22 protein-coding genes and 1 tRNA gene are annotated in these 23,112 nt (G+C 71.5%); 17 read left to right on the top strand and 6 right to left on the bottom strand.

The annotated features are described in order from the left end of the window. Nucleotides 1–2 precede the first annotated feature (2 nt). Nucleotides 3–437 carry a hypothetical protein gene (locus tag NNL39_RS02315; RefSeq protein WP_255160094.1) on the bottom strand — a complete coding sequence of 145 codons (435 nt, stop codon included), beginning with the start codon at nt 435–437 and terminating at the stop codon, nt 3–5. Between the two features lie 53 nt (nt 438–490). Between NNL39_RS02315 and NNL39_RS02310 the strand changes: the two genes are divergently transcribed. Together NNL39_RS02310 and NNL39_RS02305 are read left to right on the top strand one after the other, a co-directional pair. Beyond that, nucleotides 491–889, top strand: coding sequence for a hypothetical protein (locus NNL39_RS02310; protein ID WP_255160093.1), 399 nt, complete (start codon nt 491–493; stop codon nt 887–889). Nucleotides 890–967: 78 nt separating this feature from the next. Beyond that, a complete protein-coding gene (locus tag NNL39_RS02305; protein ID WP_255160092.1) occupies nt 968–1,507 on the top strand; it encodes a putative immunity protein in 540 nt (179 codons plus the stop codon). Nucleotides 1,508–1,556: 49 nt separating this feature from the next. On the opposite strand, the gene NNL39_RS02300 is transcribed toward NNL39_RS02305, so the two are convergent. Further along, complete coding sequence (locus tag NNL39_RS02300; protein WP_255160091.1) at nt 1,557–2,057, bottom strand: MarR family winged helix-turn-helix transcriptional regulator; 501 nt, start codon at nt 2,055–2,057, stop codon at nt 1,557–1,559. Nucleotides 2,058–2,182: 125 nt separating this feature from the next. Here NNL39_RS02300 and NNL39_RS02295 point away from each other — a divergent pair. The 5 genes from NNL39_RS02295 to NNL39_RS02275 all read left to right on the top strand — a co-directional run bounded on the left by NNL39_RS02295 (nt 2,183) and on the right by NNL39_RS02275 (nt 7,156). Next, nucleotides 2,183–2,254: transfer RNA gene (locus NNL39_RS02295), tRNA-Gln, on the top strand. Nucleotides 2,255–2,710: 456 nt separating this feature from the next. Further along, a complete protein-coding gene (locus tag NNL39_RS02290) occupies nt 2,711–4,222 on the top strand; it encodes an L-serine ammonia-lyase (RefSeq protein WP_255160090.1) in 1,512 nt (503 codons plus the stop codon). Nucleotides 4,223–4,242: 20 nt separating this feature from the next. Continuing rightward, nucleotides 4,243–4,659, top strand: coding sequence for an SRPBCC family protein (locus tag NNL39_RS02285; protein ID WP_255160089.1), 417 nt, complete (start codon nt 4,243–4,245; stop codon nt 4,657–4,659). Then, entirely contained in the window at nt 4,656–6,131 is a 1,476-nt protein-coding gene (gene glmU / locus NNL39_RS02280; protein ID WP_255160088.1) for a bifunctional UDP-N-acetylglucosamine diphosphorylase/glucosamine-1-phosphate N-acetyltransferase GlmU, read from the top strand. Before NNL39_RS02285 ends, glmU begins: the two co-directional genes overlap by 4 nt. Nucleotides 6,132–6,178: 47 nt before the next feature. Further along, nucleotides 6,179–7,156: a ribose-phosphate diphosphokinase gene (locus tag NNL39_RS02275; protein ID WP_255160087.1), complete on the top strand. Its 978-nt coding sequence runs from the start codon at nt 6,179–6,181 to the stop codon at nt 7,154–7,156. A 204-nt stretch (nt 7,157–7,360) separates the two neighbouring features. On the opposite strand, the gene NNL39_RS02270 is transcribed toward NNL39_RS02275, so the two are convergent. The 3 genes from NNL39_RS02270 to gndA all read right to left on the bottom strand — a co-directional run bounded on the left by NNL39_RS02270 (nt 7,361) and on the right by gndA (nt 10,929). Further along, a complete protein-coding gene (locus NNL39_RS02270; RefSeq protein WP_255160086.1) occupies nt 7,361–8,722 on the bottom strand; it encodes a transaminase in 1,362 nt (453 codons plus the stop codon). A 265-nt stretch (nt 8,723–8,987) separates the two neighbouring features. Then, a complete protein-coding gene (locus NNL39_RS02265) occupies nt 8,988–9,347 on the bottom strand; it encodes a hypothetical protein (RefSeq protein ID WP_255160085.1) in 360 nt (119 codons plus the stop codon). Between the two features lie 115 nt (nt 9,348–9,462). After that, complete coding sequence (gene gndA, locus NNL39_RS02260) at nt 9,463–10,929, bottom strand: NADP-dependent phosphogluconate dehydrogenase (RefSeq protein WP_255160084.1); 1,467 nt, start codon at nt 10,927–10,929, stop codon at nt 9,463–9,465. 158 nt (nt 10,930–11,087) lie between these two features. On the opposite strand from gndA, the gene NNL39_RS02255 reads away from it, so the two are divergent. The 6 genes from NNL39_RS02255 (at nt 11,088) to mfd (ending at nt 17,513) form a co-directional block, all read left to right on the top strand. Continuing rightward, the gene (locus NNL39_RS02255) at nt 11,088–11,510 is read left to right on the top strand and encodes a hypothetical protein (RefSeq protein WP_255160083.1); all 423 of its coding nucleotides are present in this window, start codon (nt 11,088–11,090) and stop codon (nt 11,508–11,510) included. Nucleotides 11,511–11,512: 2 nt separating this feature from the next. After that, the gene (locus NNL39_RS02250) at nt 11,513–11,899 is read left to right on the top strand and encodes a hypothetical protein (protein WP_255160082.1); all 387 of its coding nucleotides are present in this window, start codon (nt 11,513–11,515) and stop codon (nt 11,897–11,899) included. Between the two features lie 68 nt (nt 11,900–11,967). Continuing rightward, the gene (locus NNL39_RS02245) at nt 11,968–12,477 is read left to right on the top strand and encodes a gluconokinase (RefSeq protein ID WP_255160081.1); all 510 of its coding nucleotides are present in this window, start codon (nt 11,968–11,970) and stop codon (nt 12,475–12,477) included. Nucleotides 12,478–12,619: 142 nt separating this feature from the next. After that, a complete protein-coding gene (locus tag NNL39_RS02240; protein ID WP_255160080.1) occupies nt 12,620–13,249 on the top strand; it encodes a 50S ribosomal protein L25/general stress protein Ctc in 630 nt (209 codons plus the stop codon). A gap of 52 nt (nt 13,250–13,301) precedes the next feature. Continuing rightward, the gene (gene pth, locus NNL39_RS02235) at nt 13,302–13,931 is read left to right on the top strand and encodes an aminoacyl-tRNA hydrolase (RefSeq protein ID WP_255160079.1); all 630 of its coding nucleotides are present in this window, start codon (nt 13,302–13,304) and stop codon (nt 13,929–13,931) included. Between the two features lie 33 nt (nt 13,932–13,964). Next, nucleotides 13,965–17,513 (top strand): transcription-repair coupling factor, encoded by a 3,549-nt coding sequence (gene mfd, locus NNL39_RS02230; protein ID WP_255160078.1) that lies wholly within the window; start codon nt 13,965–13,967, stop codon nt 17,511–17,513. Nucleotides 17,514–17,902: 389 nt separating this feature from the next. Here the strand turns inward: mfd and NNL39_RS02225 are convergent, their stop codons facing one another. Further along, nucleotides 17,903–18,754 carry a CPBP family intramembrane glutamic endopeptidase gene (locus tag NNL39_RS02225; protein WP_255160077.1) on the bottom strand — a complete coding sequence of 284 codons (852 nt, stop codon included), beginning with the start codon at nt 18,752–18,754 and terminating at the stop codon, nt 17,903–17,905. A gap of 78 nt (nt 18,755–18,832) precedes the next feature. Here NNL39_RS02225 and NNL39_RS02220 point away from each other — a divergent pair, with 78 nt between their 5' ends. The 4 genes from NNL39_RS02220 to NNL39_RS02205 are packed head-to-tail and all read left to right on the top strand — an operon-like array spanning nt 18,833 to nt 22,966. After that, complete coding sequence (locus NNL39_RS02220; RefSeq protein WP_255160870.1) at nt 18,833–20,224, top strand: MFS transporter; 1,392 nt, start codon at nt 18,833–18,835, stop codon at nt 20,222–20,224. After that, entirely contained in the window at nt 20,221–20,934 is a 714-nt protein-coding gene (locus NNL39_RS02215) for a MazG family protein (protein ID WP_255160076.1), read from the top strand. Before NNL39_RS02220 ends, NNL39_RS02215 begins: the two co-directional genes overlap by 4 nt. A 5-nt stretch (nt 20,935–20,939) precedes the next feature. Continuing rightward, on the top strand, nt 20,940–21,875 hold the full coding sequence (locus NNL39_RS02210; RefSeq protein WP_255160075.1) for an ABC transporter ATP-binding protein: 936 nt from the start codon (nt 20,940–20,942) through the stop codon (nt 21,873–21,875). After that, nucleotides 21,872–22,966 carry an ABC transporter permease gene (locus tag NNL39_RS02205; RefSeq protein WP_255160074.1) on the top strand — a complete coding sequence of 365 codons (1,095 nt, stop codon included), beginning with the start codon at nt 21,872–21,874 and terminating at the stop codon, nt 22,964–22,966. Before NNL39_RS02210 ends, NNL39_RS02205 begins: the two co-directional genes overlap by 4 nt. The last annotated feature ends 146 nt before the right edge of the window (nt 22,967–23,112 follow it).

The raw sequence follows: 23,112 nt of genomic DNA, 5'->3' as shown, positions 1-23,112 counted from the left end.
GCTTACTTCGTCTGCCCGATGAGCAGGTCGAGGCGATAGCCGTTGCGCTTGGTCTGCACGACCGTCACGGGAATGCGCGGCTTCGCTCCGCGCCCGTCGAGCCGCCGCACGGCCTCGTCGTAGATGCTCTCGAGCCCGCGCGGCACCGTTCCGACCACTCCGCTCACGCGGCGGCCCGAGAAGATGCGCACCTCGATGGGGGCGTCGACGCGCTCGTCGTCCATCGAGCGCGCCGGGGTCGCGGTCGTCAGCGTCTCGGGGTCTTCGGCGGCGAGGGCGGCCAGCTCGTCCTGATGGGGGTTGCTGTTCGCCAGACGGATCGTGATGTTCTTGTTCTTGGGCACGAGCACGCCGACGTAGTCGTCGAACGATCCTGACCCGCGGTCGTCCTTCGGCAGGCTCTCATCGACCGGACCCGACTTCTTGAACAGCGCCATGCGTCGATGCTAGCCGGGGCCGCCCAGGGCGCGGCGGCCTCTACGATGAGAGCGTGACCGAGCCCCTCGACGCCATCGCCATCGCGGCCGAGGTCTTCGCCTGGCTGACCCTCCCGGTCGGGATCGTGCTGCTCATCAGCGGGCTTGCGCGCCGCTCCTGGTCGAAGCGCTACGCCGCCGTGAAGGCCGTCATCACGACGGTGCACGACCGCGACGCGAAGCTGCGCTGGTTCGCTGACGGTGGCGCGGTGCACGAGAGCACGTCGCCGCTCACCGGGCCGATCCCGGCGGTCGGGGATGCGCGCACGGTCTGGGTGCACCCCTCGCGGCCCGAGTCGCCGCGCCTCGACGACCCGGCGCACGACGGACGCGTTCTGCTCACCCTCGGCGGCATCCTGACCGGTGTCGGGGTCGTCGCGACGCTCGTGTCGAACCTCGCGCCGTTCTTCTAGCGGGTGCTTGATCCGGCGCGCCCCGTCGACGACACAATGTCCGGTCGGGGCTGGTGAACGGAGTGGAATCATGAAGCGATGAATTCGCCAGCCGGTGACTTCGAGCTCACCCTCGATGAGTTGCGCGTCGTCGTTCGCTACGTCGCGGAGTCCGCCCAGGAGATCCTGCCGTTCTTCGAGGACGCCTGCCCCGATGATGGGCGTCCGCGTGCGGCCGTTGACGCAGCGTGGGTGTTTATCGATGGAGCGCGGCGAACGAATCTCCAGCGCGTCGCGGCGTTCGACGCTCATCGCGCCGCCGCAGCCGCACCCACCGAGTCCGCGCGATTGGCAGCTCAAGCGGCAGGCGATGCCGCTGCTGCCGCCTACCTCCACCCGATCGCCAAAGGGCACCAGGTGGGTCACATCCTTCGCGCGGCCGCTAACGCTGCGTGCATCGCTGAACACGAGAGCGGCGATGGTCCGGCCGCGTCGGCGCAGGTTCTCGCGCGTGCGCTCGAGCGTGCTGACGCGGTACTCGTGGATGTTCTGAGCCGCTACCCGCGAGCGCCGAGGGGCAGAAGCCGCGCTGCCCACCTCATGGTCGACCTCGACGAGTTGTTGCGCGGAACGCGGTGATCCGACCTTGTCAGCCGGGTCGGGGGCCCGACGAGTACGAGGCGCTCTTCTAAACGTCGTCGTCGAAGTCGGCGCTGAGCGTGCGCAGCAGCCCGGCGAGCTTCTCTTGATCGCCGCGGCTCAGGCGCTGCAGCAGGGCCGCCTCGCTCACCATGAGCTGGTCGATCGCGCGGTCGACCCGCACGCGGCCGTCGTCGGTCATGCGCACCCGGATGCTGCGCCCATCGTTCGGGTCGGTGCGGCGTTCCACGAGCCCGCGCGTTGCGAGCCGGTCGATGCGGTTCGTCATGGTGCCGCTCGACACGAGTGTCTGCAGAAGCAGTGCTTTGGGGCTCAACTCGTACGGTTTCCCGGCACGCCGCAGAGCCGAGAGCACGTCGAACTCCCACGACTCGAGGTCGCTCGCCGCGAAGGCCTGCTTGCGCGCCAGGTCGAGGTGCCGCGCCAGCCGGCTGACGCGCGAGAGCACCTGCAGCGGCTCCACATCGAGCTCGGGCCGCTCACGGCGCCACGCCTCGACGATGCGGTCGACTTCGTCGCGGGCGGTCATGTGTTCATTATCGCGGGTGGGGGATGAGCATCCGTCGCCCGTCGCTCATGACGCAGGATGCTCGCCGCGCGCTCGGGACCGGCCGCCGTGCTCTGGCAGACTGGATGCGCGCGCTCGGCGCGCGATCCGCCTTGGTGTAACGGCAGCACGACAGCCTTTGGAGCTGTTAGGTCCAGGTTCGAATCCTGGGGGCGGAGCAATCCGGTGGATTGCTCCGCGCGTGGGAGTTGCTGGGGTCGACTGCCTGGTGGGCGCCGAGCATCTCGCTCCGCGCGTGGGAGTTGCTGGGGTCGACTGCCTGGTGGGCGCCGAGCATCTCGCTCCGCGCGTGGGAGTTGCTGGGGTCGACTGCCTGCTGGGCGGTGAGTACCTCGCTCCGCGCGTGCGAGTTGCTCCGCTCCCGCGATTGAGCCCGTTCGTCGCATTGTGCGTCGAACGTTCGGGCGATAGTGCGATTTTCGGACTACTTCGACGTCGGCACAGCGCGCCAACGCGCACCTCGCAGATCGTGCGGCCGCGAACGACCTGCGCCAGAATGGGCGCAGCGGTTCGACGGCGCCCGCACCCGGGCTCCGCTGCGCCGTCGACCCACCTCCGGTCGTGCAGCTGCCCCACCCGTGGCAGTGCCGGTCGGCCCGTGCCAAGGAGCCCGTGTGAGCATCCCCGTAGCCCTCGCCACCCCGCTCGCCGAGCGTGCGTTCATCTCGGCCCTCGACCTGTTCAAGGTCGGCATCGGGCCGTCGAGCTCGCACACGGTCGGCCCGCTGCGCGCGGCGAGCGCCTTCGTCGACGGGCTGGGCGACCGGCTCGACCAGGTGGCGAGCGTCGAGTGCGTGCTGTTCGGCTCGCTCGGCTCGACGGGCGTCGGCCACGGAACCCCCGGCGCGGTGCTCGCCGGCCTGAGCGGTCTGGCGGTCGAGACGGTCACGCGCGACGACGTCGAGCGCGTGGTCGCCGACGCCGATCGCGGGATGCTGCGCCTCGGCGGCACGCACCTCATCACGATCGTGCCGACGGTCGACGCGGTGCCCGGCGCGGTGCGGGCCACGGGGGCGACCTCCGCAGCCGAGGCCCCGAGCTCCTCGGACGGCGCGGCCAGCGGCGCGGCCGGCGCGCCGACCGCGGCCGCATGGCTGCGCTTCGCTCCGCGCGAGCTCAAGCCGCGGCATCCGAACGCCCTGAGCCTCACGGCGCGCGACGCGACCGGCGCGGTGCTCGCCGAGGAGACCTACTACTCGGTCGGCGGCGGCTTCGTCGAGCGCGACGGCGACGATGCGGGGGAGGCGGGTGCGGTCGAGGTGCCGTACCGCTTCGACACGGCCGACGAGCTGCTGCGCCTGTGCCGCGAGCACGGGCTCACGATCGCGCAGCTCGCGCGCGCCAACGAGGCCGCCGTGCGCGGCGAGGCGGCGACGAGCGCGGCGCTGCGCACGATCGCGCGGGCGATGGACGACTGCATCGACGCGGGGCTGTCGAGCACGGGCATCCTGCCCGGAGGCCTCAAGGTCCCGCGCCGGGCGGCCGCGATGGCCGACAACCTGCGGGCGCTCGACGCCGCGGCCGAGCGCGACTGCTCGCTCGAATGGCTGCAGGCCTACGCGATCGCCGTCAACGAGGAGAATGCCGCGGGTGGGCGCGTCGTGACGGCGCCGACGAACGGGGCCGCGGGCATCATCCCGGCCGTCATGCGGCACGCGCTCGACGTGATCCGCGTGGCCGACGCCGATGTCGCGCGGGAGGAGTTCCTGCTCGTCGCGGCGGTCATGGGCGGGCTCATCAAGTCGAACGCGAGCATCTCGGGGGCGGAAGCGGGGTGCCAGGGCGAGGTCGGCTCCGCCGCATCCATGGCCGCCGCGGGGTTTGCCCACTTGCTCGGCGCGACCAACGAGCAGATCGAGAACGCCGCCGAGATCGCTATGGAGCACTCGCTCGGCCTCACGTGCGACCCCGTGGCGGGCCTCGTGCAGATGCCGTGCATCGAGCGCAACGCGATCGGCGCGGGCAAGGCCGTGGCAGCCGCCCGCATGGCGATGCACGGCGACGGCACGCACCTCATCAGCTTCGACACCGTCGTACAGACGATGCGGCAGACGGGCGACGACATGTCGCGCAAGTACAAGGAGACGAGCGAGGGCGGCCTCGCCGTCAACTACGTCGAGTGCTGAATCGCGGCACAATGGCGGGCATGCCGAACCAGCTGCTCCTTCGCGAGCGGGTCGCCCGCACGGTCGCCGAGGTCATGGCGGTGGCGGCCGACGTTCGCCGACTTCCCGAGTGGGCGGCGGGGTTCGCCTCGGGCATTCAGCGCGACGAGTCCGTCGCCGACGGCAGCGCCTGGATCGTGGATGCTCCGTTCGGGCGGGTGCGAGCGGTATTCGCCGTGGATGTCGAGCGGGGCATCCTGGATCATGACGTGACGATGCCGGACGGCTCGACCGTGCACAACCGCCTCCGCGTCGAGCCCGCCCCCAACGGCTGCGAGCTCGTCTTCACGCTCGTGCGGCAGCCCGGCATGGACGACGCCGCGCTGGCCGCCGATGCCGCGGCCGTGGCGGACGACCTGCGCCGACTGCGCGCGCTGTGCGAGAGGATGGACGCATGACCGACTCGCAGCTCGCCGTCGTGGTGCTCGCCGCCGGTGCGGGCACCCGCATGAAGTCGCAGACGCCGAAGGTGCTGCACCTGCTCGCCGGAGTGCCGCTCGTCGGGCACGTGCTCGCGACGGCCCGTGCACTCGAGCCCGCGCACGTCATCGCCGTGGTGCGTCACGAGCGCGACCGGGTCGCCGAGGCGATCGCGGCGCTGGATGCTCACGCGATCATCGCCGACCAAGACGAGATTCCCGGCACCGGTCGGGCGGTCGAGGCGGCGCTCGCCGCACTGCCGGCCGACTTCGACGGCGAGGTGCTCGTGGTCTCGGGTGACGTTCCGTTGCTCGACGCCGGCACGCTCGCCGAGTTGCTCGCCGAGCACCGGAGTCGCGCGGCGGCGGCGACCGTGCTGAGCGCGGTGCTCGACGACGCTGCCGGGTACGGCCGCATCGTGCGCGGCAGTGATGGCGCCCTCGACCGCATCGTCGAGCAGAAAGACGCGAGCGTCGACGAGCAGGCGCTCACCGAGGTCAACTCGGGCACCTACGTCTTCAGCGTCGCTCCGCTGCGGCAGAAGCTCGCGCTCGTGTCGACCGACAACGCCGCGCAGGAGAAGTACCTGACCGACGTCATCGGGCTGCTGCGCGGCGACGGCCACGCGGTCGAAGCGCTGCCCGCCGGGCAGAGCTGGCTCGTCGCCGGTGTCAACGACCGCGTGCAGCTCGCCGACGCGGCGCTGCGGCTCAACGCGATGATCGTGCGCGGCTGGCAGCTCGCGGGCGTCACCATCAGCGACCCCGCGAGCGTGTGGATCGACCGCACCGTCACCCTCGACGAAGACGTCGAGGTGCTGCCGGGCACCCAGCTGAAGGGCGCCACGGCGATCGCGCGCGGCGCCGTCGTCGGCCCCGACACGACCCTCACCGACTGCGAGGTCGGGCCGGATGCGCGCGTGAGCCGCACCGACGGAACGCTCGCCGTGATCGGCGCGGGCGCATCCGTCGGCCCGTTCGCCTACCTGCGCCCCGGCACCGTGATCGGCGAGAACGGCAAGGTCGGCACCTTCGTCGAGACGAAGAACTCCACGCTCGGCCGCGGCGCCAAAGTGCCGCACCTGTCGTACATCGGCGACACGACCGTCGGCGAGGGCACGAACATCGGCGCGGGCACGATCACCGCCAACTACGACGGCGTCGCCAAGCACCGCACCGAGGTGGGTTCGCACGCGCGAACAGGCTCGCACAACGTCTTCGTCGCCCCCGTTAGGATTGGCGACGGAGCGTACACGGGAGCAGGAACGGTCGTCCGCAAAGACGTGCCGGCCGGGGCCCTCGCGGTGAACGTCGCCCCGCAGCGCAACGTCGAGCGCTGGGTGGCGGCCCACCGCTCGGGAACAGCGTCGGCCGCGGCGGCAGCGGCCGCATCCACCCCCCAGAGCGAGACGGATGGCGGCGCCGACGGCACCGCTCCCGACCCGGCGTAAGCGACCAGCACACGATCGTCGCCTCGGCGGCAGAAGGCGGGAACCCCGTGGCCAGCATCAAGATCACCGGCCAGAAGCGCCTCGTCATCGTGTCGGGTCGGGCGCACCCCGCGCTCGCGCACGACGTCGCCGAGTACCTGCAGACCGACGTCGTGCACACCGACGCCCGCACCTTCGCCAACGGCGAGATCTACGCGCGCTACGACGAGAGCGTGCGCGGCTGCGACGCCTTCGTCATCCAGTCGCATGCGGCGCCCATCAACGAGTGGCTCATGGAGCAGCTCATCATGGTCGACGCCCTCAAGCGCGCCTCGGCCAAGCGCATCACGGTCGTCGCGCCCTTCTACCCCTACGCCCGGCAAGACAAGAAGGGCCGCGGCCGCGAGCCCATCTCGGCCCGCCTCGTCGCCGACCTGTTCAAGGCGGCCGGCGCCGACCGCATCATGAGCGTCGACCTCCACGCCGCGCAGATCCAGGGCTTCTTCGACGGACCCGTCGACCACCTGTTTGCGATGCCCGTGCTGCTCGAGCACTTCCGCTCGCAGCTCGACCCCGAGACCCTCACGGTCGTGTCGCCCGACATGGGCCGCGTGCGCGTCGCCGACATCTGGAGCGACAAGCTCGGCGCCCCCCTCGCGATCATCCACAAGCGCCGCGACCCGCTCGTGCCCAACCAGGTCTCGGTGCATGAGATCGTCGGCGAGGTCGAGGGCCGCGTGTGCCTGCTCGTCGACGACATGATCGACACCGGTCGCACGATCGTGAAGGCCGCCGAGGCGCTCAAGAAGGCGGGCGCCACGGGCGTCGTCGTCGCCGCGACGCACGCGGTGTTCAGCGACCCGGCCTTCGAGATTCTGCAGCACGAGTCGGTCGACCGCGTCGTCGTCACCGACACCCTGCCGATCCCCGACGAGAAGCGCTGGGACCGCCTGACGGTGCTGCCGATCGCCCCGCTCATCGCGCGCGCCATCCACGAGGTGTTCGACGACGGGTCGGTCACCTCGATGTTCGACGGCGCCGCCTAAGCGCGCGCTGGAGCTAGGAGCGACGGCGATTTCTCGCCGTCGCCGCGACGCCAGCGCCGATGGCCGTCTCGGCCATCGGGTCCGCTCTGTTCGACGGCGCCGCCTAGCCCCGGTCGCGCAGACGCCGTTCGTGGGCGATGAGCCTGAACGTTCGGCGTCATCGCCCACGAACGCGGCCACCCCGTTGCGTGGGGCCGCGCGGGCCTAGACGTCGAGCAGGTCGCGGATCGCGGCCTCGAACACTTCGTGGTGGGCATCCACGTCGGCCCGGCTCGTCATGGGCGCCATGAGCGCCATGTTGTGGAACGGCGTGAGCATGATGCCGCGGTTCACGAGGAAGAGGTGCAGGAAGTCCTCGAGCTCGCCGTCGGCCGCCTCGGCCGCGAGCGTGCCGTTGATCGGGTACGGCCGCGCGAAACGGTACTCGGCCCGCGCGCCGAGCTGGTTGATCGCCCACGGCAGGTCGTAGCGGTCGAACAACTCGTTGACGCCATCAGTGAAGTACGTGGCCGTGTCGATCATGTGCGCGAAGGCCTCGTCGGTGAGCACGTGCTCCAGCGTCGCGCGCATGGCGGCGACCGAGAGCGGGTTGCCCGCGAGCGTGCCGCCGACGCCGCCCATGTCGACGAGGTCGAGGTCGGTGCGGGCGAGCGCGCGCTCGGCGAACTCGGCCGACAGCCCATAGGCCCCGGTCGGGATGCCCCCGCCGATCGACTTGCCGATGACCACGAGATCGGGCTCGAGGTTGTAGGCCTGCGTCATGCCGCCCGGCCCGGCCGAGAAGGTGTGCGTCTCGTCGATGATGAGCAGCGCGTCGTACTGGCGGGTCAGCGCCCGCACGCCCTCGAGGTACCCGGGCTCGGGCAGGACGATGCCGATGTTGGTGAGCGCGGGCTCGATGAGCACCGCGGCGACGTCACCGTGCGCGAGTGCGCGCTCGAGGCCCGGCAGGTCGTTGTACTCCGCGGCGCGCGACGTCTCCGTGACATCGACGGGGGCGCCGACGTTGCCGGGGCGCGACATGCTCTCGCCGTCGGGCCCGACGACGACGAGCGACTCGTCGACCGATCCGTGGTAGCAGTACGAGTGGAAGACGATCTTCGGCTTTCCGGTGATGGCGCGCACGAGTCGAATCGCCCAGCGATTCGCATCCGTCGCCGTCAGCGAGAAGCTCCAGCGGTCCATCGTGAAGCGGCGCGACAGCTCGGCCCCGACCCACTCTGCGTCTTCGGTCGGCAGCATCGTCACGAGGCCGCCGAGCTCGCCGGCGCGGCGCGTGATCGCCTCGACGACCACGGGGTTCGAGTGCCCGGCCATCGAGCCCGTGTCGCCGAGGGCGAAGTCGATGTACTCGTGCCCGTCGATGTCCCACACGCGGTTGCCGTGGGCGCGGTCGAGGTAGATCGGGAAGGCACCCGACTTCTTGTTCATCCAGGTCATCGGCACGCGGCCGAAGAGGTGCTCGGCGCGCTCGTACGCCGCTTTCGACTTCGGGCGGGCGGCGATGAAGGCCTGCTGCTCGCGCTCGGTGAGCTCGGCCAGGCGGGTGCGATCGATGCTGATCATGATGGGGTCCTCACTATTCGTCGACGATGCGGATGCGCCCGCTCGGGTACTCCGAACGGCCGCGCAGCGGCATCGGTTCCGCGCGAATCAATGCGACTGAGGTGACCGGAAGCGATGAAGGCAACCACCGCTCCTCGACGGGTCACGCCGCCTCGAGAGAGCCTCGGGGCGCCGTTCGCAGGCGCGGAACGCCTCCAGTGTGGCAGGAGAACCCGCGGCGTGCCAACCGTGCGCCCGGTTCGGGATGCTCGCGCGATGCTCCGCGTCAGCTCAGCGTGCGCGGCACGAGGCGCGGAGCCCCCGGAATCAGGCCGAGCAGCGCCACGAGCACGTCGCCGCTCGGGGTGACGGCGTAGCACGTCCAGCCCACGGCGTCGGCCGACAGCAGCTCGAACGCCACGCGCGAGGGCGTGCGCTCGTTGGCGTAGAAGTCGACCGCGAGCCGGCACGACTGCTCGGCCGTGGTGCGGGCGACGGAGTAGGTTCCGACGGCGGTCGGCAGCAGCATCCCGAGCAGCGCGATGAGCGCGACCCAGCGCATGACGCGGCGGCGGCGCTCCCACGCCGGAACCCCGGCGTCGTCGTCCACCGCCCCGCGTAGCTCGATCGGGTCGTCGTCGTCCATGACGGCAAGTCTGCCACTCAGCGCTCAGCGTGAGCCGCGCCCGCGAAGCGCGGCGACCGCGCTCGTCGCGCGGAAGCGGCGTCGCGCCGCAGCAGCGGCGGCGCGACAGAAAACATTAGTGCGCGTCGGTAGCGCTGATCTCCGTGCGGTCGCCGCTCCAGAGGGTGTGGAACGTGCCCTCCTTGTCGACGCGCTTGTAGGTGTGCGCGCCGAAGAAGTCGCGCTGCCCCTGCACGAGCGCCGCCGGCAGGCGGTCGGCGCGCAGGCCGTCGTAGTAGGAGAGCGACGACGCGAAGGCGGGGGTCGGAATGCCCGCGAGCGCCGCGCCCGCGACGATGCGGCGCCACGAGGGCAGGGCGCCGGCGACGGCCTCGGCGAAGTACGGCGCCGTCACGAGCGCGACGAGCGCGGGGTCGGCCGCGTACGCCTCGGTGATGCGGTTGAGGAAGCGCGCGCGGATGATGCAGCCGGCTCGCCAGATCTTGGCGATGTCGCCCTTCTTGATATCCCAGTTGTACTGCTCTGCCCCGGCGACGATCGCGTCGAAGCCCTGGCTGTAGGCGATGATCTTCGAGGCGTAGAGCGCGCGGCGCACGTCCTCCACGAACGCAGCGCGGTCGGCGACCTGCCACTCCTGCGTGCTGCCGGGCAGCGAGGCGGCGGCGGCGCGCTGCGCGGGCTTCGACGACAGCGAGCGGGCGAACACGGCTTCGGCGATGCCCGACACGGGAACCCCGAGGTCGAGCGCGGTCTGCACCGTCCACGCGCCGGTGCCCTTGGCGCCGGCCTGGTCGAGGATGACGTCGACGAGCGGCCTGCCGGTCGTCGCATCCACCTGGCGCAGCACCTCGGCGGTGATCTCGATGAGGTAGCTCTCGAGCTCGCCGGTGTTCCACTCGGCGAAGACCTCGGCGATCTCGGCGGGCTCGAGGCCGCCGACGCGGCGCAGCAGGTCGTAGGCCTCGGCGATGAGCTGCATGTCGACGTACTCGATGCCGTTGTGGATCATCTTGACGAAGTGGCCAGCGCCATCGGTGCCGACGTGCGTGACGCAGGGCTCGCCCTCGGCGACGGCCGCGATCGACTCGAGGATCGGCTTGAGGGTGGCCCAGGCCTCGGCCGAGCCGCCGGGCATGATCGAGGGGCCGTTGAGCGCGCCCTCCTCGCCGCCCGAGATGCCGGCGCCGACGAAGTTGATGCCCGTGGCGCGCACGGCGGCCTCGCGGCGGATGGTGTCGGTGAAGAGCGCGTTGCCGCCGTCGACGATGATGTCGCCCGGCTCGAAGACCTCGGTGAGCGCGTCGATGACGGCGTCGGTGCCGCGGCCGGCCTGCACCATGATGATCGCCGTGCGGGGCTTCTGCAGCGAGGCTGCGAACTCGGCGTAGTCCGTGGTGGCGATGAAGCCTGCCTCGGGGTGCTCGGTCACGAGCGTCTCGGTCTTCTCGTAGGAGCGGTTGAAGACCGCGACGGTGTTGCCCTCGCGGCTGGCGAGGTTGCGGGCGAGATTCGAACCCATGACGGCGAGGCCGACGACCCCGATGTTGGCGGCACCCGGGGTGGGGGAAGGCGTGGTGGTCATGACGTCAAGCCTAGAGCCGAAGGGGCGGGCGGATACGCGCGGCTAGGTACCCGCATCCCTCGAATTGAGCAATGGATGCTCAGTCGCGGCCGCGACCGCGCGCGAAGGATGAACACATCAGGTTCCACCCCCGTTCATCCCTCCAGAAAGGCCCCACCATGAACATGTTCAAGTCGATGATCGACACGATCAACGCCGCCCCCGCCCTCATCGAGAGCGCCAACACCCTCGCCGCGCAGGCGCAGACCCAGGCCGCCATGAACCCCGCGGCCTACGGCGCCGTCGGCATGCCCGGCACCGTCGGCTCGCAGGCCGCCGTGAACCTCGCCAACCAGCAGGCCTACGGCGCCCCGAGCGCCGAGGCCCTCGAGCCCATCGCCGGTGTCTCGCTCGAGACCTACGCGAAGGTCAGCAAGGGCATCGCGGCCTTCGGCTACGACACCACGAAGCTCGTCGACGTGGCCGCCGGCCTCGGCGTCTCGGCGGCCGACTGGGCTGTCGCGCAGGAGGGCTGGGGTGCGCGCATCCAGGCCGACCGCGCTGTCGGCTCGCGCTTCAACGAGCTCTACACGGCCCTGTAACCATGGGCGTGCTCACCAACCTCGCCAAGCTCACGACGATGGGCTTCGACAACCTGGCGACGATGAACGTCGGCGCGCAGCTCGCGCAGGCGCAGGCCACGATGGACGGCCTTATCGCCCAGAACCAGCTGGCCACCCAGGCCGCCGGGCCGGAGTTCGTGTCGGCCACCGCCACGGTGACGCAGCTCGCGAGCACGGGCGTCATGGTCAACGACGGCGTGCAGGTGGCCCTCGGCCTGCTCGTGCTGCTGCCCGCGGGCGTGCCCGTGCCCGTCACGACGACGACCGTCGTGCCGATGGCGCTGCTGCCGCAGGTGCAGCCCGGCGCGACGATCGGCGTTCGCGTCGACCCCGCGGCTCCCAGCCGCGTGCTGCTCGACCTGCGCTGACCGCGCCTCCACCGACCCGGCCAGCACCGACCCGAACGGTGCTGGCCGCCCCCCGATACGGTGGGCGGGTGACCCCACACCCGCCCACCGTCGTCGTGCTGATGGGGGTCTCGGGCGCGGGCAAGACCACGGTCGGTCTTGCCGCGGCGGCGCGCGCGGGCGTGACGTTCCTCGATGCCGATGCGCTGCATCCCGAGGCGAATGTCGCGAAGATGGCGGCTGGCACGCCTCTCGACGACTCCGACCGCGCCCCCTGGCTCGACGCGGTCGCGGCTGCCCTCGTCGCCGAGGCCCCCTGCATCCTGGCGTGCAGCGCCCTGCGCGCGGCCTACCGCGACCGGTTGCGGGTGGATGCTCCGCTCGCCCGCTTCGTCCTGCTCGACCTCGATCGGGCGGCGCTCGAACGCCGGCTCGCCGCCCGCGAGGGCCACTTCATGCCCGCGGCGCTGCTCGACTCGCAGCTCGCGACGCTCGAGCCCCCGGCCGCGCACGAGGGCGTGCTCGTGCTCGACGCCGAGCGCTCCGTCGACGAGCTGGCGGCCGCCGTCGCGGCCCTGCTCGTGCCTCGGGTAGACTGAGCGACTGTACTTCGGCGAGGGAGCGATTTTTCGCTCCGTGATCGACGCGGTGGGCAAGGCATCCGGCTTTCCTCACGCGCTCGCGCGTTCGAGTTGACACCCAGACCGGGCCACGAGGCCCACCGATCAAGGAGACATCAGCATGGCTGACGAGAACAAGCTCAGCGCCGGCAAGCGCACGTCCTTCGGCAAGGGCGCGGCCCGCAAGCTGCGCGCCGCCGGCCACATCCCGGCCGTCATCTACGGTCACGGCGGCGAGCCGCAGCACGTGACCCTTCCCGCCCACGAGACCGCGCTGCTGCTGCGCAAGTCGAACGTCGTCGTGACGCTCGACATCGAGGGCAGCAAGGAGCTCGTGCTCGTCAAGGACGTGCAGAAGGACCCGGTGCGCCAGATCATCGAGCACGTCGACCTCATCGTCGTGCGCAAGGGCGAGAAGGTCACCGTCGATGTCGCGGTGCACGTCGAGGGCGACTCGTTCCCCGGCACCATCGTCGTCGTCGACCACAACACGCTCTCGGTCGAGGCCGAGGCCACGCACATCCCCTCGTCGCTCACCGTCTCGGTCGAGGGTCTGACCGACGGCACGCAGATCCACGCCGGCGATGTCGAGCTTCCGAAGGGCACGACGCTCGTCACCGACGCGGGTGCCCTCGTGCTCGCGATCACGACACCGGCCGGCTCGTCGGCCGACGACGAGGCCGTGGAGGCGCTCGCCGCAGCCGCGTCGGAGGCATCGACCGCTGCTGCCGAGGCCGCCGAGGCCGAGTAGTCGCCGCGGGCGCGCGTCGCCCGCTGTCACGCACTGAGCGAAGGGGTCGCCCGTGGTCGGATTGTTCCGCCGCGATGCGGCCCCTTCGTCGTCGGCGGCCGCCGACACCTGGCTCGTCGCGGGCCTCGGCAACCCCGGGCCCGAGTACGCGGGCAACCGCCACAACGTCGGCGCGATGGTGCTCGACGAGCTCGCCCGGCGCATCGGCGCGCGCTTCGGCCGCCACCGCACGACGACGATGCTCGGCGAGGGGCGCCTGCGGCCGGGCGGACCCAAGCTCGTGCTCGCGCGGCCGCTCAGCTACATGAACACCTCGGGCGGGCCCGTCTCGAGCGCGGCCGCCTACTTCGGCATTCCGCCCGAGCGTGTCATCGTCATCCACGACGACCTCGACCTGCCCTTCGAGACCATCAAGCTCAAGGCCGACGGCGGGCACGGCGGCCAGAACGGCGTGCGCGACGTCATCAAGGCGCTCGGCACCCCCGACTTCGTGCGGGTGCGCGTCGGCATCGGCCGCCCGCCCGGGCGGCAGGACGCCGCCGACTACGTGCTGCGTGACTTCGGAGCCGCCGAGAAGACCCGTCTGCCCTTCGTGCTCGACGACGCGGCCGATGCGGTCGAGCTCATCGTCGAGCAGGGCCTGCTCGCCGCGCAGCAGAAGGTGCACGCCCCCCGTGCCTGAGCGCCCAGCGAGGGCCGCGTAGACTCGTGCGACGTGAGTCTCGAGCGGTTGATCCCGGCCCTGTCGCGCGCCCGCACGCTGCAGCGCGCCCTCGAGAGCGCCCGCGACTCCGCCGATTTCTCGGTCGTCGAGGGGCTGCGCGTGCCGCTGTTGGCGAGCATCCTGGATGCCCGCGAAGGCCCGCAGTGCCTCCTCGCCATCGCCTCGACGGGTCGTGAGGCCGACGCGGTGCGCGAGGCGCTCGCCGCCGTCGCGCCGCACGCCACGGTGCTCGACCTTCCCGCGTGGGAGACTCTGCCGCACGAGCGGCTCAGCCCGAGTGCCGAGACCGTCGGCCGCCGCATCCGCACGCTGCGGGCCCTCCGCGACTGGGAGGCGGCTCCCGAGGGTGACCTCATCGTCGTGGCCTCGGTGCGCGCGGCCCTGCAACCGCTCGTGCCGGGCCTCACCGAGGTCGAGCCCGTCGTGCTGCGCCGCGCGGGTCGGGGTTACGACCTGGCGCAGGTCACCTCCCGGCTCATCGACCTCGCGTACAGCAGGGTCGACATGGTGACGCGGCGCGGCGAGTTCGCGGTGCGCGGCGGCATTCTCGACGTGTTTGCGGCGGTGGCCGAGCATCCGGTGCGGGTCGAGTTCTTCGGCGACGAGGTCGAGCAGCTGCGCGAGTTCTCGGTCGCCGACCAGCGCTCCTTACCGACCGAGATCGATGTCGTCGAGCTGCCGCCGACCCGCGAGCTGCTGCTGACCGACAGCGTGCGGCAGCGGGCGCGCGAGATGGAGCACGAGTTCCCGAGCCTGGGGCAGCTGCTCGCCAAGATCGGGGAAGGAATCCCCGTCGAGGGCATGGAGAGCCTCGCGCCCGCGCTCGTCGACCGGCTCGTGCCGCTCACCCACTACCTGCCCGCCTCGGCGGCGATCGCCGTTCTGAGCCCCGAGCGCGTCGCGAGTCGGGCCGTGAGCCTGCTCGAGACGAACCGCGAATTCCTCACGGCGGCGTGGCACGCGGCGACGGCGGGCGCCGAGTCGCCGATCGACCTGGATGCCGGCGACTTCGTCACCGTCACCGGCCTGCACGAGGCCGCGGGGGAGCGCGACTGGTTCACGATCAGCGCCTTCGATGCGGACGACCCGGAGGTCGTGCGCATCGACGCGGTCGAGCCTCCCGGCTTCTCGGGCCGCAGCGACGGCGCGGTCGATCACGTCGTCGATCGCGTGCGCGCGGGCTGGACGATGGTCGTCGTCGCGGCCGGCCACGGTCTGGTCGAGCGGGCCGCGGACGTGCTCGGCGAGCACGAGGTGGCCGCGCGCATCGTCGACGAGCTGCCCGACGAGCTCGAGATGGGCGTCGTCTACCTCGTGCAGGCGCAGGTCGAGCATGGCTTCGAGCTGCCCGAGCTGCAGCTGGGCCTGCTGAGCGAGACCGAGTTCTACGGGCGCGCGGTCGGCTACGACTCGCGCCAGCCGAAGAAGCTCGCGATCCGTCGCACGAACGTCGTCGACCCGCTGCAGCTCAAGGCCGGCGACTACGTCGTGCACGCGACGCACGGCATCGGGCGCTTTCTCGAACTCGTGCAGCGCGAGGTCAGCACGGGCGGCCGCAACGCGGTGAAGAGCCAGCGCGAGTTCCTGCTGATCGAGTACGCACCGAGCAAGCGCGGCTACCCGGGCGACAAGCTCTACGTGCCGACCGACCAGCTCGACCTGCTGAGCCGCTACGTCGGCGGCGAGGCCCCGACGCTCAGCAAGATGGGCGGCAGCGACTGGGCGGCCGCGAAGGGCAAGGCCCGCCGTGCGGTGCGCGACATCGCGGTCGAACTCGTGAAGCTCTACTCGGCGCGCATGTCGAGCCGCGGGTTCGCCTTCCCGCCCGACACGCCGTGGCAGCGCGAGCTGGAGGAGGCGTTCCCCTTCGTCGAGACCCCCGACCAGTTGACGACGATCGACGAGGTCAAGCGCGACATGGAGTCGCCCATCCCGATGGACCGCCTGCTCGCGGGTGACGTCGGCTATGGCAAGACCGAGGTCGCGGTGCGCGCCGCGTTCAAGGCCGTGCAGGGCGGCAAGCAGGTGGCGATGATCGTGCCGACCACCCTGCTCGTGAAGCAGCACCTCGAGACCTTCGCCGAGCGCTTCGCCGGCTTCCCCGTGCACTTGCGCGCGCTCAGCCGGTTCCAGAGCGACAAGGAGGCGAAGGAGACCATCGAGGGGCTGGCGAGCGGCACGGTCGATATCGTCATCGGCACCCACCGCATCCTCAGCCAGGGCATCGAGTTCAAGGATCTCGGCCTCGTGATCATCGATGAGGAGCAGCGCTTCGGCGTCGAGCACAAAGACGCCCTCAAGAAGCTCAAGACCAACGTCGACGTGCTCGCGATGTCGGCCACGCCGATTCCGCGCACGCTCGAGATGGCCGTGACGGGCATCCGCGAGATGTCGACGCTCGCGACCCCGCCCGAGGACCGCCACCCGATCCTGACCTTCGTCGGCCCCTACAGCGACAAGCAGGTCGCGGCGGCGATCCACCGCGAGATGCTGCGCGAGGGCCAGGTCTTCTACGTGCACAACCGGGTCTCGAGCATCCAGCGCGTGGCGAGCCACCTGGCCGAGCTGGTTCCGGATGCGCGCATCGCCGTCGCCCACGGCCAGATGAGCGAGTCGCTGCTCGAGCAGGTCATGGTCGATTTCTGGGAGCGTAAGTTCGACGTGCTCGTCTCGACGACGATCATCGAGACGGGCCTCGACGTCGCCAACGCCAACACGCTCATCATCGACCGGGCCGACAAGTACGGGCTCTCGCAGCTGCACCAGCTGCGCGGCCGCGTCGGTCGCGGGCGCGAGCGCGCCTACGCCTACTTCCTCTACGACGAGTCGAAGCCGCTCACCGAGACCGCGCACGATCGCCTGCAGACGATCGCGGCGAACAGCGACCTCGGCGGCGGCATGCAGATCGCGCTGAAAGACCTCGAGATCCGCGGCGCGGGCAACCTGCTCGGGGCCGAGCAGGCCGGTCACATCGCCGGCGTCGGCTTCGACCTCTACCTGCGCATGATCGGCGAAGCCGTGAGCGTGTTCCGCGGCGACGCGGCGGAGGAGCAGACCGAGCTGCGGCTCGAGCTGCCCGTCGACGCGCACATTCCCGAGGACTTCATCGCGAGCGAGCGCCTGCGCCTCGAGGCGTATCAGAAGCTCTCGACGGCGACCGCGCCGGCGAGCGACGACACTGCGCTGGATGCCGTGCTCGAGGAGCTCGCCGACCGCTACGGCGACCCGCCCCCGTCGGTGCTCACGCTGCTCGCCGTCTCGCGCTTGCGCCGCCAGGCTCAGAAACTGGGATTGAGCGACGTCGTCGTCATGGGCACGAATCTGCGACTCGTCGGGCTCGACCTGCCCGACTCGCGGCAGCTGCGCCTGCAGCGCATGTACCCGGGCTCGAAGTGGTTCGGCCAGCAGCGCGTGGCGACGGTGCCGCTGCCGGCGGTGTCCTCTCAGATCGCCGCGAGCGACGACGACCTCGTCACCTGGGTCGGCCAGGTGCTGACGAACCTCTACGCCTCCGAGGCGGTCGCGACGCCCTCGGCCTGACGGTCCCGCGACGCCGCGTTCCCGGGCTCGCGCCTAGACCGCGCGCCCGCGCGCCCCGCGCGCCCCCGCGCCCCGCGCGCCCCGCGCGCCCCCGCGACCCGCGCGCCCGCCGCTGAGTTCGCCAGCCGCCCCATGCGCCAGCCGGCTCAAGCGCTGGCTCATGTGCCATCCGGCTCAAGCGCTGGCTCATGTGCCCGCCGGCTGATGCTCCAGCCGGCCGGTGCTCCCCACCCTTTCCGCCTGCGCGGTGCCCTGGCACCACCTCTTCTTCCGCGCACTCCCGAAGTGAAGGACAACCTGCTGGCTTTCGCTCCTCGAGTTCCTTCAATTCGGGAGTGTGACCGGGGTTCGCCGCCCACCCCGCAGTCAGCCCGCGGGCGTCGTGGCGATCACCGGGAGGACGGGTCGCTCGAGGGGTGCGGAGGGGCGGGGGCAGGTGCTGGGGCCGGAACCGCGAGCGGCTTCGGGAAGAGCACGGTGCCTGGCACCTCGTGCACGCGATACACCGCGGCGGGGATGACGACGAGCGTGCGCAGGTCGAACAGCGCGTGCACGAGCATCGCGAGGCCGATGCTGCCGCTCAGCACGTAGATCGCCGTGAAGAGCAGCCCCACGATGCCCGTCGCGAGCACGCCCGCCCAGCCCTGGTAGGCGTGCAGCGCCCCGAAGACGAGCGCCGCGAGCAGGAAGGCGCTCAGCGGTTCGCCCGTCACGATGACGAGCAGTGCGGGCAGCGCGAGCCGGAAGAGGGCCTCCTCGACGACTCCCGCGTTCACCGAGAGGGCCGCACCCCAGCCGAGCTCGGGGCGGTTGCGGGGCAGCAGGGCCGCGATGTCGCCGACCATGATGATGCCGCCCTCTCGGCGGGCGCTGCGCACGCCGACGAGGGTCAGCAGGGCGACGCCGAGCAGAGCGCCGATCAGCAGGCCGATGCCGAGGCCGCCGGCGAGAGCATCCCGCAGCCACGCGACCGGCGGGAGGGCCTGCGTCGCCGCGAGCAGCGGGCCGACGACGGGACCGACGAGCAGCAGCACGAGCACGGCCGACCCGCCGAAGAGCACCGCCGACTCGACGAGCCAGCGCCGCATCATCGCCTGCCGCCGGGCGGTCGAGCGGTAGCGCCGGAACCGCGCGTACTCGCGCCGGTCTTTGCGCAGCGCGCGCACGGTGAAGAGCACGATGAGCCCCAGGGCGAGCAGGGCAGCCGCGAGGCGCGGCATCCAGCCGAGTTCCGGGAGCATGGGGTTATCGTCGCAGACGTGACCTCGACTGCCGCCGTCGGCCTGCGCTCCGAGCGTGGACCCATCCTGCTCGCCATCATGGTCACGACGGGGCTCGTCGCCATCGACGCCACCATTCTCGCCACGGCCGTGCCGACCCTCGTGGCCGAGCTCGGATCGTTCGAGCTGTTCCCCTGGCTGTTCTCGATCTACCTGCTCGCGCAAGCCGTCTCGACGCCGCTGTTCGCGAAGTTCAGCGACATGGTGGGACGCAAGCCGATCATCCTCATCGGCATCGGGCTCTTCCTCATCGGCTCGATCCTGTGCGGCCTCGCCTGGAGCATGCCCGCCCTCATCGCCTTCCGCGCCGTGCAGGGCATCGGCGCCGGCGCGATCGGGCCCATGGCCATCACGATCGCGGGCGACATCTACTCGGTCGAGGAGCGCGCGAAGGTGCAGGGCTACATCGCGAGCGTCTGGGCCGCCTCGGCCGTCATAGGCCCGACCCTCGGCGGCCTCTTCGCCGAGTTCGACGCGTGGCGATGGATCTTCTTCATCAACATCCCCTTGTGCCTCCTGGCGGGGTGGATGCTCATCCGCTCCCTCCACGAGACCGTCGAGCATCGGCCGCACAAGGTGGACGTGCTCGGCGCGCTGCTGCTGACCGCCTCGCTCGGGCTGCTGCTCGTCGGCGTGCTGCAGGGCGGTGTCTCGTGGGCGTGGGTCTCGTGGCAGAGCGCCGTGGCCTTCGGGCTCGGCGGCCTGCTGCTCGCCGCGTTCGTCGCGGTCGAACGGCGCGCGACCGAGCCGATCCTGCCCGGGTGGGTGTTCTCGCGACGCCTGCTGCTCACGACGACGCTCGTCTCGGTCGGTGTCGGGGCGATCCTCATCGGGCTCGCCTCGTACGTGCCGGTGTCGCTCGAGGGGGCCCTCGGCGTCTCGCCGCTCGTCGCCGGGCTCGCCCTCGCCGCGCTCACGATCGGCTGGCCGATCTCGGCATCGCTGTCGGGCCGGCTCTACCTGACGCTCGGCTTCCGCATCACCGTGCTCATCGGCATGGTGCTCGTGCTCGCCGGAACCGGTCTGCTCGCCGCGCTCGCCGCGACACCCTCGGTCGCCGTCTCCGCAATCGCCTGCTTCATCACCGGCCTCGGGCTCGGCCTCGTCGCGACCCCCAGTCTCATCGCCGCCCAGGCGAGCGTCGAATGGAACGAGCGCGGCGTCGTCACGGGCACCAACCTCTTCGCCCGCGCCGTCGGCCAGGCAGTCGCCGTCGCGATCTTCGGCGCCGTCGCCAACACCCTCTACCGCGCGGCGGGGGGCGGGGGAGTGCTCGGCGAGGGTGCGGGAGCGGTCGTCGATCCGGAGGCGATCATCCCCGCATCGCAAGCGGTCTTCGTCGGCGCACTGCTGTGCGCGATCGTCACCGCCGTTCTCGCGACCGCGATGCCCGACGACCGGCGCTCGCGGCGGGCCATGATGGAGGCATGACCGACGCTTCCGCTCCCGTCGCCCTGCTGGCCGCCCAGCCGCATCCCCAGCTCGACCAGCTCATCGCCGTGCTCGAGCACCTGCGGGCCCCGGGAGGGTGCGCCTGGGATGCGGAGCAGACGCACGAGAGCCTGACGCGGTACCTCGTGGAGGAGGCGCACGAGCTCATCGACGCGATCGAGCGCGGAACGCCCGACGACGTGCTCGAAGAGCTCGGCGATGTGCTCTACCAGGTGCTGTTCCACGCCGACATCGCGGCGGCTCGGGCGGAGCATCCGTTCACGATCGAGGATGTCGCGGCCCGGGCCACGGCGAAGATGGTCGGTCGGCACCCGCACGTGTTCGGCGACGTCACGGCCGACACCGCCGACGAGGTCGCCGCCAACTGGGAGACCTGGAAGCGGCAGGAGAAGCCCGCGCGCACCTCGGTGCTCGACGGCGTGCCGACGGGTCTGCCCGCCCTGCAACGGGCCGAGAAGCTGCTCGGCCGGGCCGAGGGGCTCGGAATCTCGGTGGCACCGAGCGACGATCCGCCCGTCGACGAGGGCGAGCTGGGGCGACGCCTGCTCGCGCTCGTCGCGAGCGCGCGCGGGCAGGGCCTCGAGGCCGAGCGCGCGCTGCGGTCGGCGCTCGCCGAGCTCGAGTCGGGCATCCGGCGCGCCGAGACGAATGGTGAGTCGCCCTCGACCGCCACCGACCTGATTGACTGACCCTCATGAATTCTTCTGCGGTCATCGCGGTCGAGGGGGTCGCCCGGTCGTTCGGCGACGTGCACGCGGTGCGCGACGCGAGCTTCGAGGTGCAGGCCGGCTCGGTCACGGCACTCATCGGTCCCAACGGCTCAGGCAAGACCACCCTGCTGCTCATGCTCGCCACGCTGCTGCGGCCCGACGCCGGGACGATCCGCATCGCGGGTCATGATCCGGTCGCCGATCCGCGGGCGGTGCGCCAGGCGATGGGGTGGATGCCCGACGTGCTGGGGTCGTGGGGCAGCGTGTCGGTGCGCCGCACGCTCGAGATCACCGGCCGGCTGTACGAGCTGAATGCCGAGGCCGCGCGCACCCGCGCGCAGCGGCTCATCGAGCTCGTGGGGCTTGAGGCGCTTGCCGAGCAGCCCACGCGCGTGCTGAGCCGCGGGCAGAAGCAGCGACTGAGCCTCGCGCGCGCGCTCGTGCACGAGCCGAGGGTGCTGCTGCTCGACGAGCCCGCCTCGGGGCTCGACCCCGTGGCGCGCGTCGAACTGCGCGAGCTCGTTCGCCGGCTCGCGAGCGACGGTGTCGCCGTGCTCGTGTCGAGCCACGTGCTCGCCGAGCTCGACGAGATGGCCGACGCGGCCGTCTACCTCGACCACGGCGCCACGGCCTCGGCCGAGCGCGTCGAGCGCAGTCGCGCGCAGGCGCGCGACTGGCGCGTCCGGGCGGTCGACCCCGCTCAGCTCGCCGCCGCCCTCGAGGGGCTCGGCGTCGCCGTCGGCGCGACCGACCACCTCGGCACCGCCGTGCCGGTGGCGGGCGAAGCCGAGGCCGCTCAGCTGCTCGCGCGCCTCGTCGGCGCGGGCGTCGGCATCGTCGCCTTCGGTCCGGCGGTGGGCGACCTCGAGCACACCTTCCTCGATCTCTCGCGCTCGACGACCGAGGGGGGCGACCGATGAGCCGCTATCTCGACACCCTCGGCACGCTCGTGCAGCTCGAGCTGCGGCAGCGCATCCGCTCGGTCGCGTGGGTCGTGCTCGTGAGCGTCGTGTTCGTGCTCGTCGGCATCGTCACGGCACTGCTCTGGGCATCCATCACCGCTTTCGGCGGCGACGTCGCCGACAGCGCGGGCGTCTACTCCACCGTCATCTACTTCGTGCTGCTTGTCGGCACGCTCGTCACGCCCGCCATCAGCGGCGCCGCGATCAACGGCGACCGCGACGCGGGCACGCTCGCGACGACGCAGGTCACCCTCGCGAGCTCGAGCCAGATCGTGCTCGGCAAGTTCCTCGCGGCGTGGACGGTGGCTCTCACGTTCCTGCTCGCCTCGCTGCCCGCGCTGCTCTTCACGCTGCTGGCCGGGGGAGTGCGCGGCGATACCCTCGCGGCCTCGCTCGGGGTGCTCGTGCTCGAGCTCGGCGTCGTCGCCGCGGTCGGCGTGGGGCTCTCGGGGCTCATGTCGCGCCCGCTGTTCTCGGTCGTGACGACCTACCTCGTGGTCGCGGCGCTCAGCATCGGCACGCTCATCGCCTTCACGCTCGGCGGCCTCGCGTTCCAGTCGCAGCAGACGCAGACCTACATCGGCATCGACTACTCGGTGGGGGGTGAGTTCGACCCCGCGACGGGGTTGCCCGAAGAGATCGTGTGCCTCGAGCCCGAGGTGTACAGCTACCCGGTGCCCCGGTTCGACTACGTGTGGGGCATCCTCGCGGCGAACCCCTACGTGGTGCTGGCGGATGCGGCGCCGACGACGTTCGACAGCAACGGCTACCCGCAAGACCTCTTCGGTCAGTTCGCCTTCGGAGTGCGGAGCGCTCAGCTTTCGCCCGAGCTCGATTCAGTCGTCGACGAATGCGCCGCGGCGCTCGCCGGAGACCCGAGTTCGGCGTACGAGCCGCTGACACCGGAGGAGACGTTCGCCTCGACGGTGCCGAGCTGGTTCGTCGGGCTCCTGATCCACATCGCACTCGCCGCGCTGGCCCTCGGGGGCGCGATCGCTCGAACGCGCACGCCCGCGGGCACGCTGCCGACGGGCAGCCGCATCGCCTGAGGCTCGACGCACTGAGGTGGGCGCCCTCCGGCAACCCGAATGCCGGAAGGCGCCCCGCGTCGCGCGCCGCTGACAGCGGGCGCGGCCGACGCGCGGGCCGACGCATCCCCCGATGCGCGGCCACGTTCGAAGCCCGGCCGCGACGC

Source organism: Microcella humidisoli (assembly GCF_024362325.1).
In the GTDB taxonomy this organism is placed as follows: domain Bacteria; phylum Actinomycetota; class Actinomycetes; order Actinomycetales; family Microbacteriaceae; genus Microcella; species Microcella humidisoli.
Note: the sequence above shows the minus strand (reverse complement) of the source record. Positions and strands in the feature narration are given on the sequence as shown.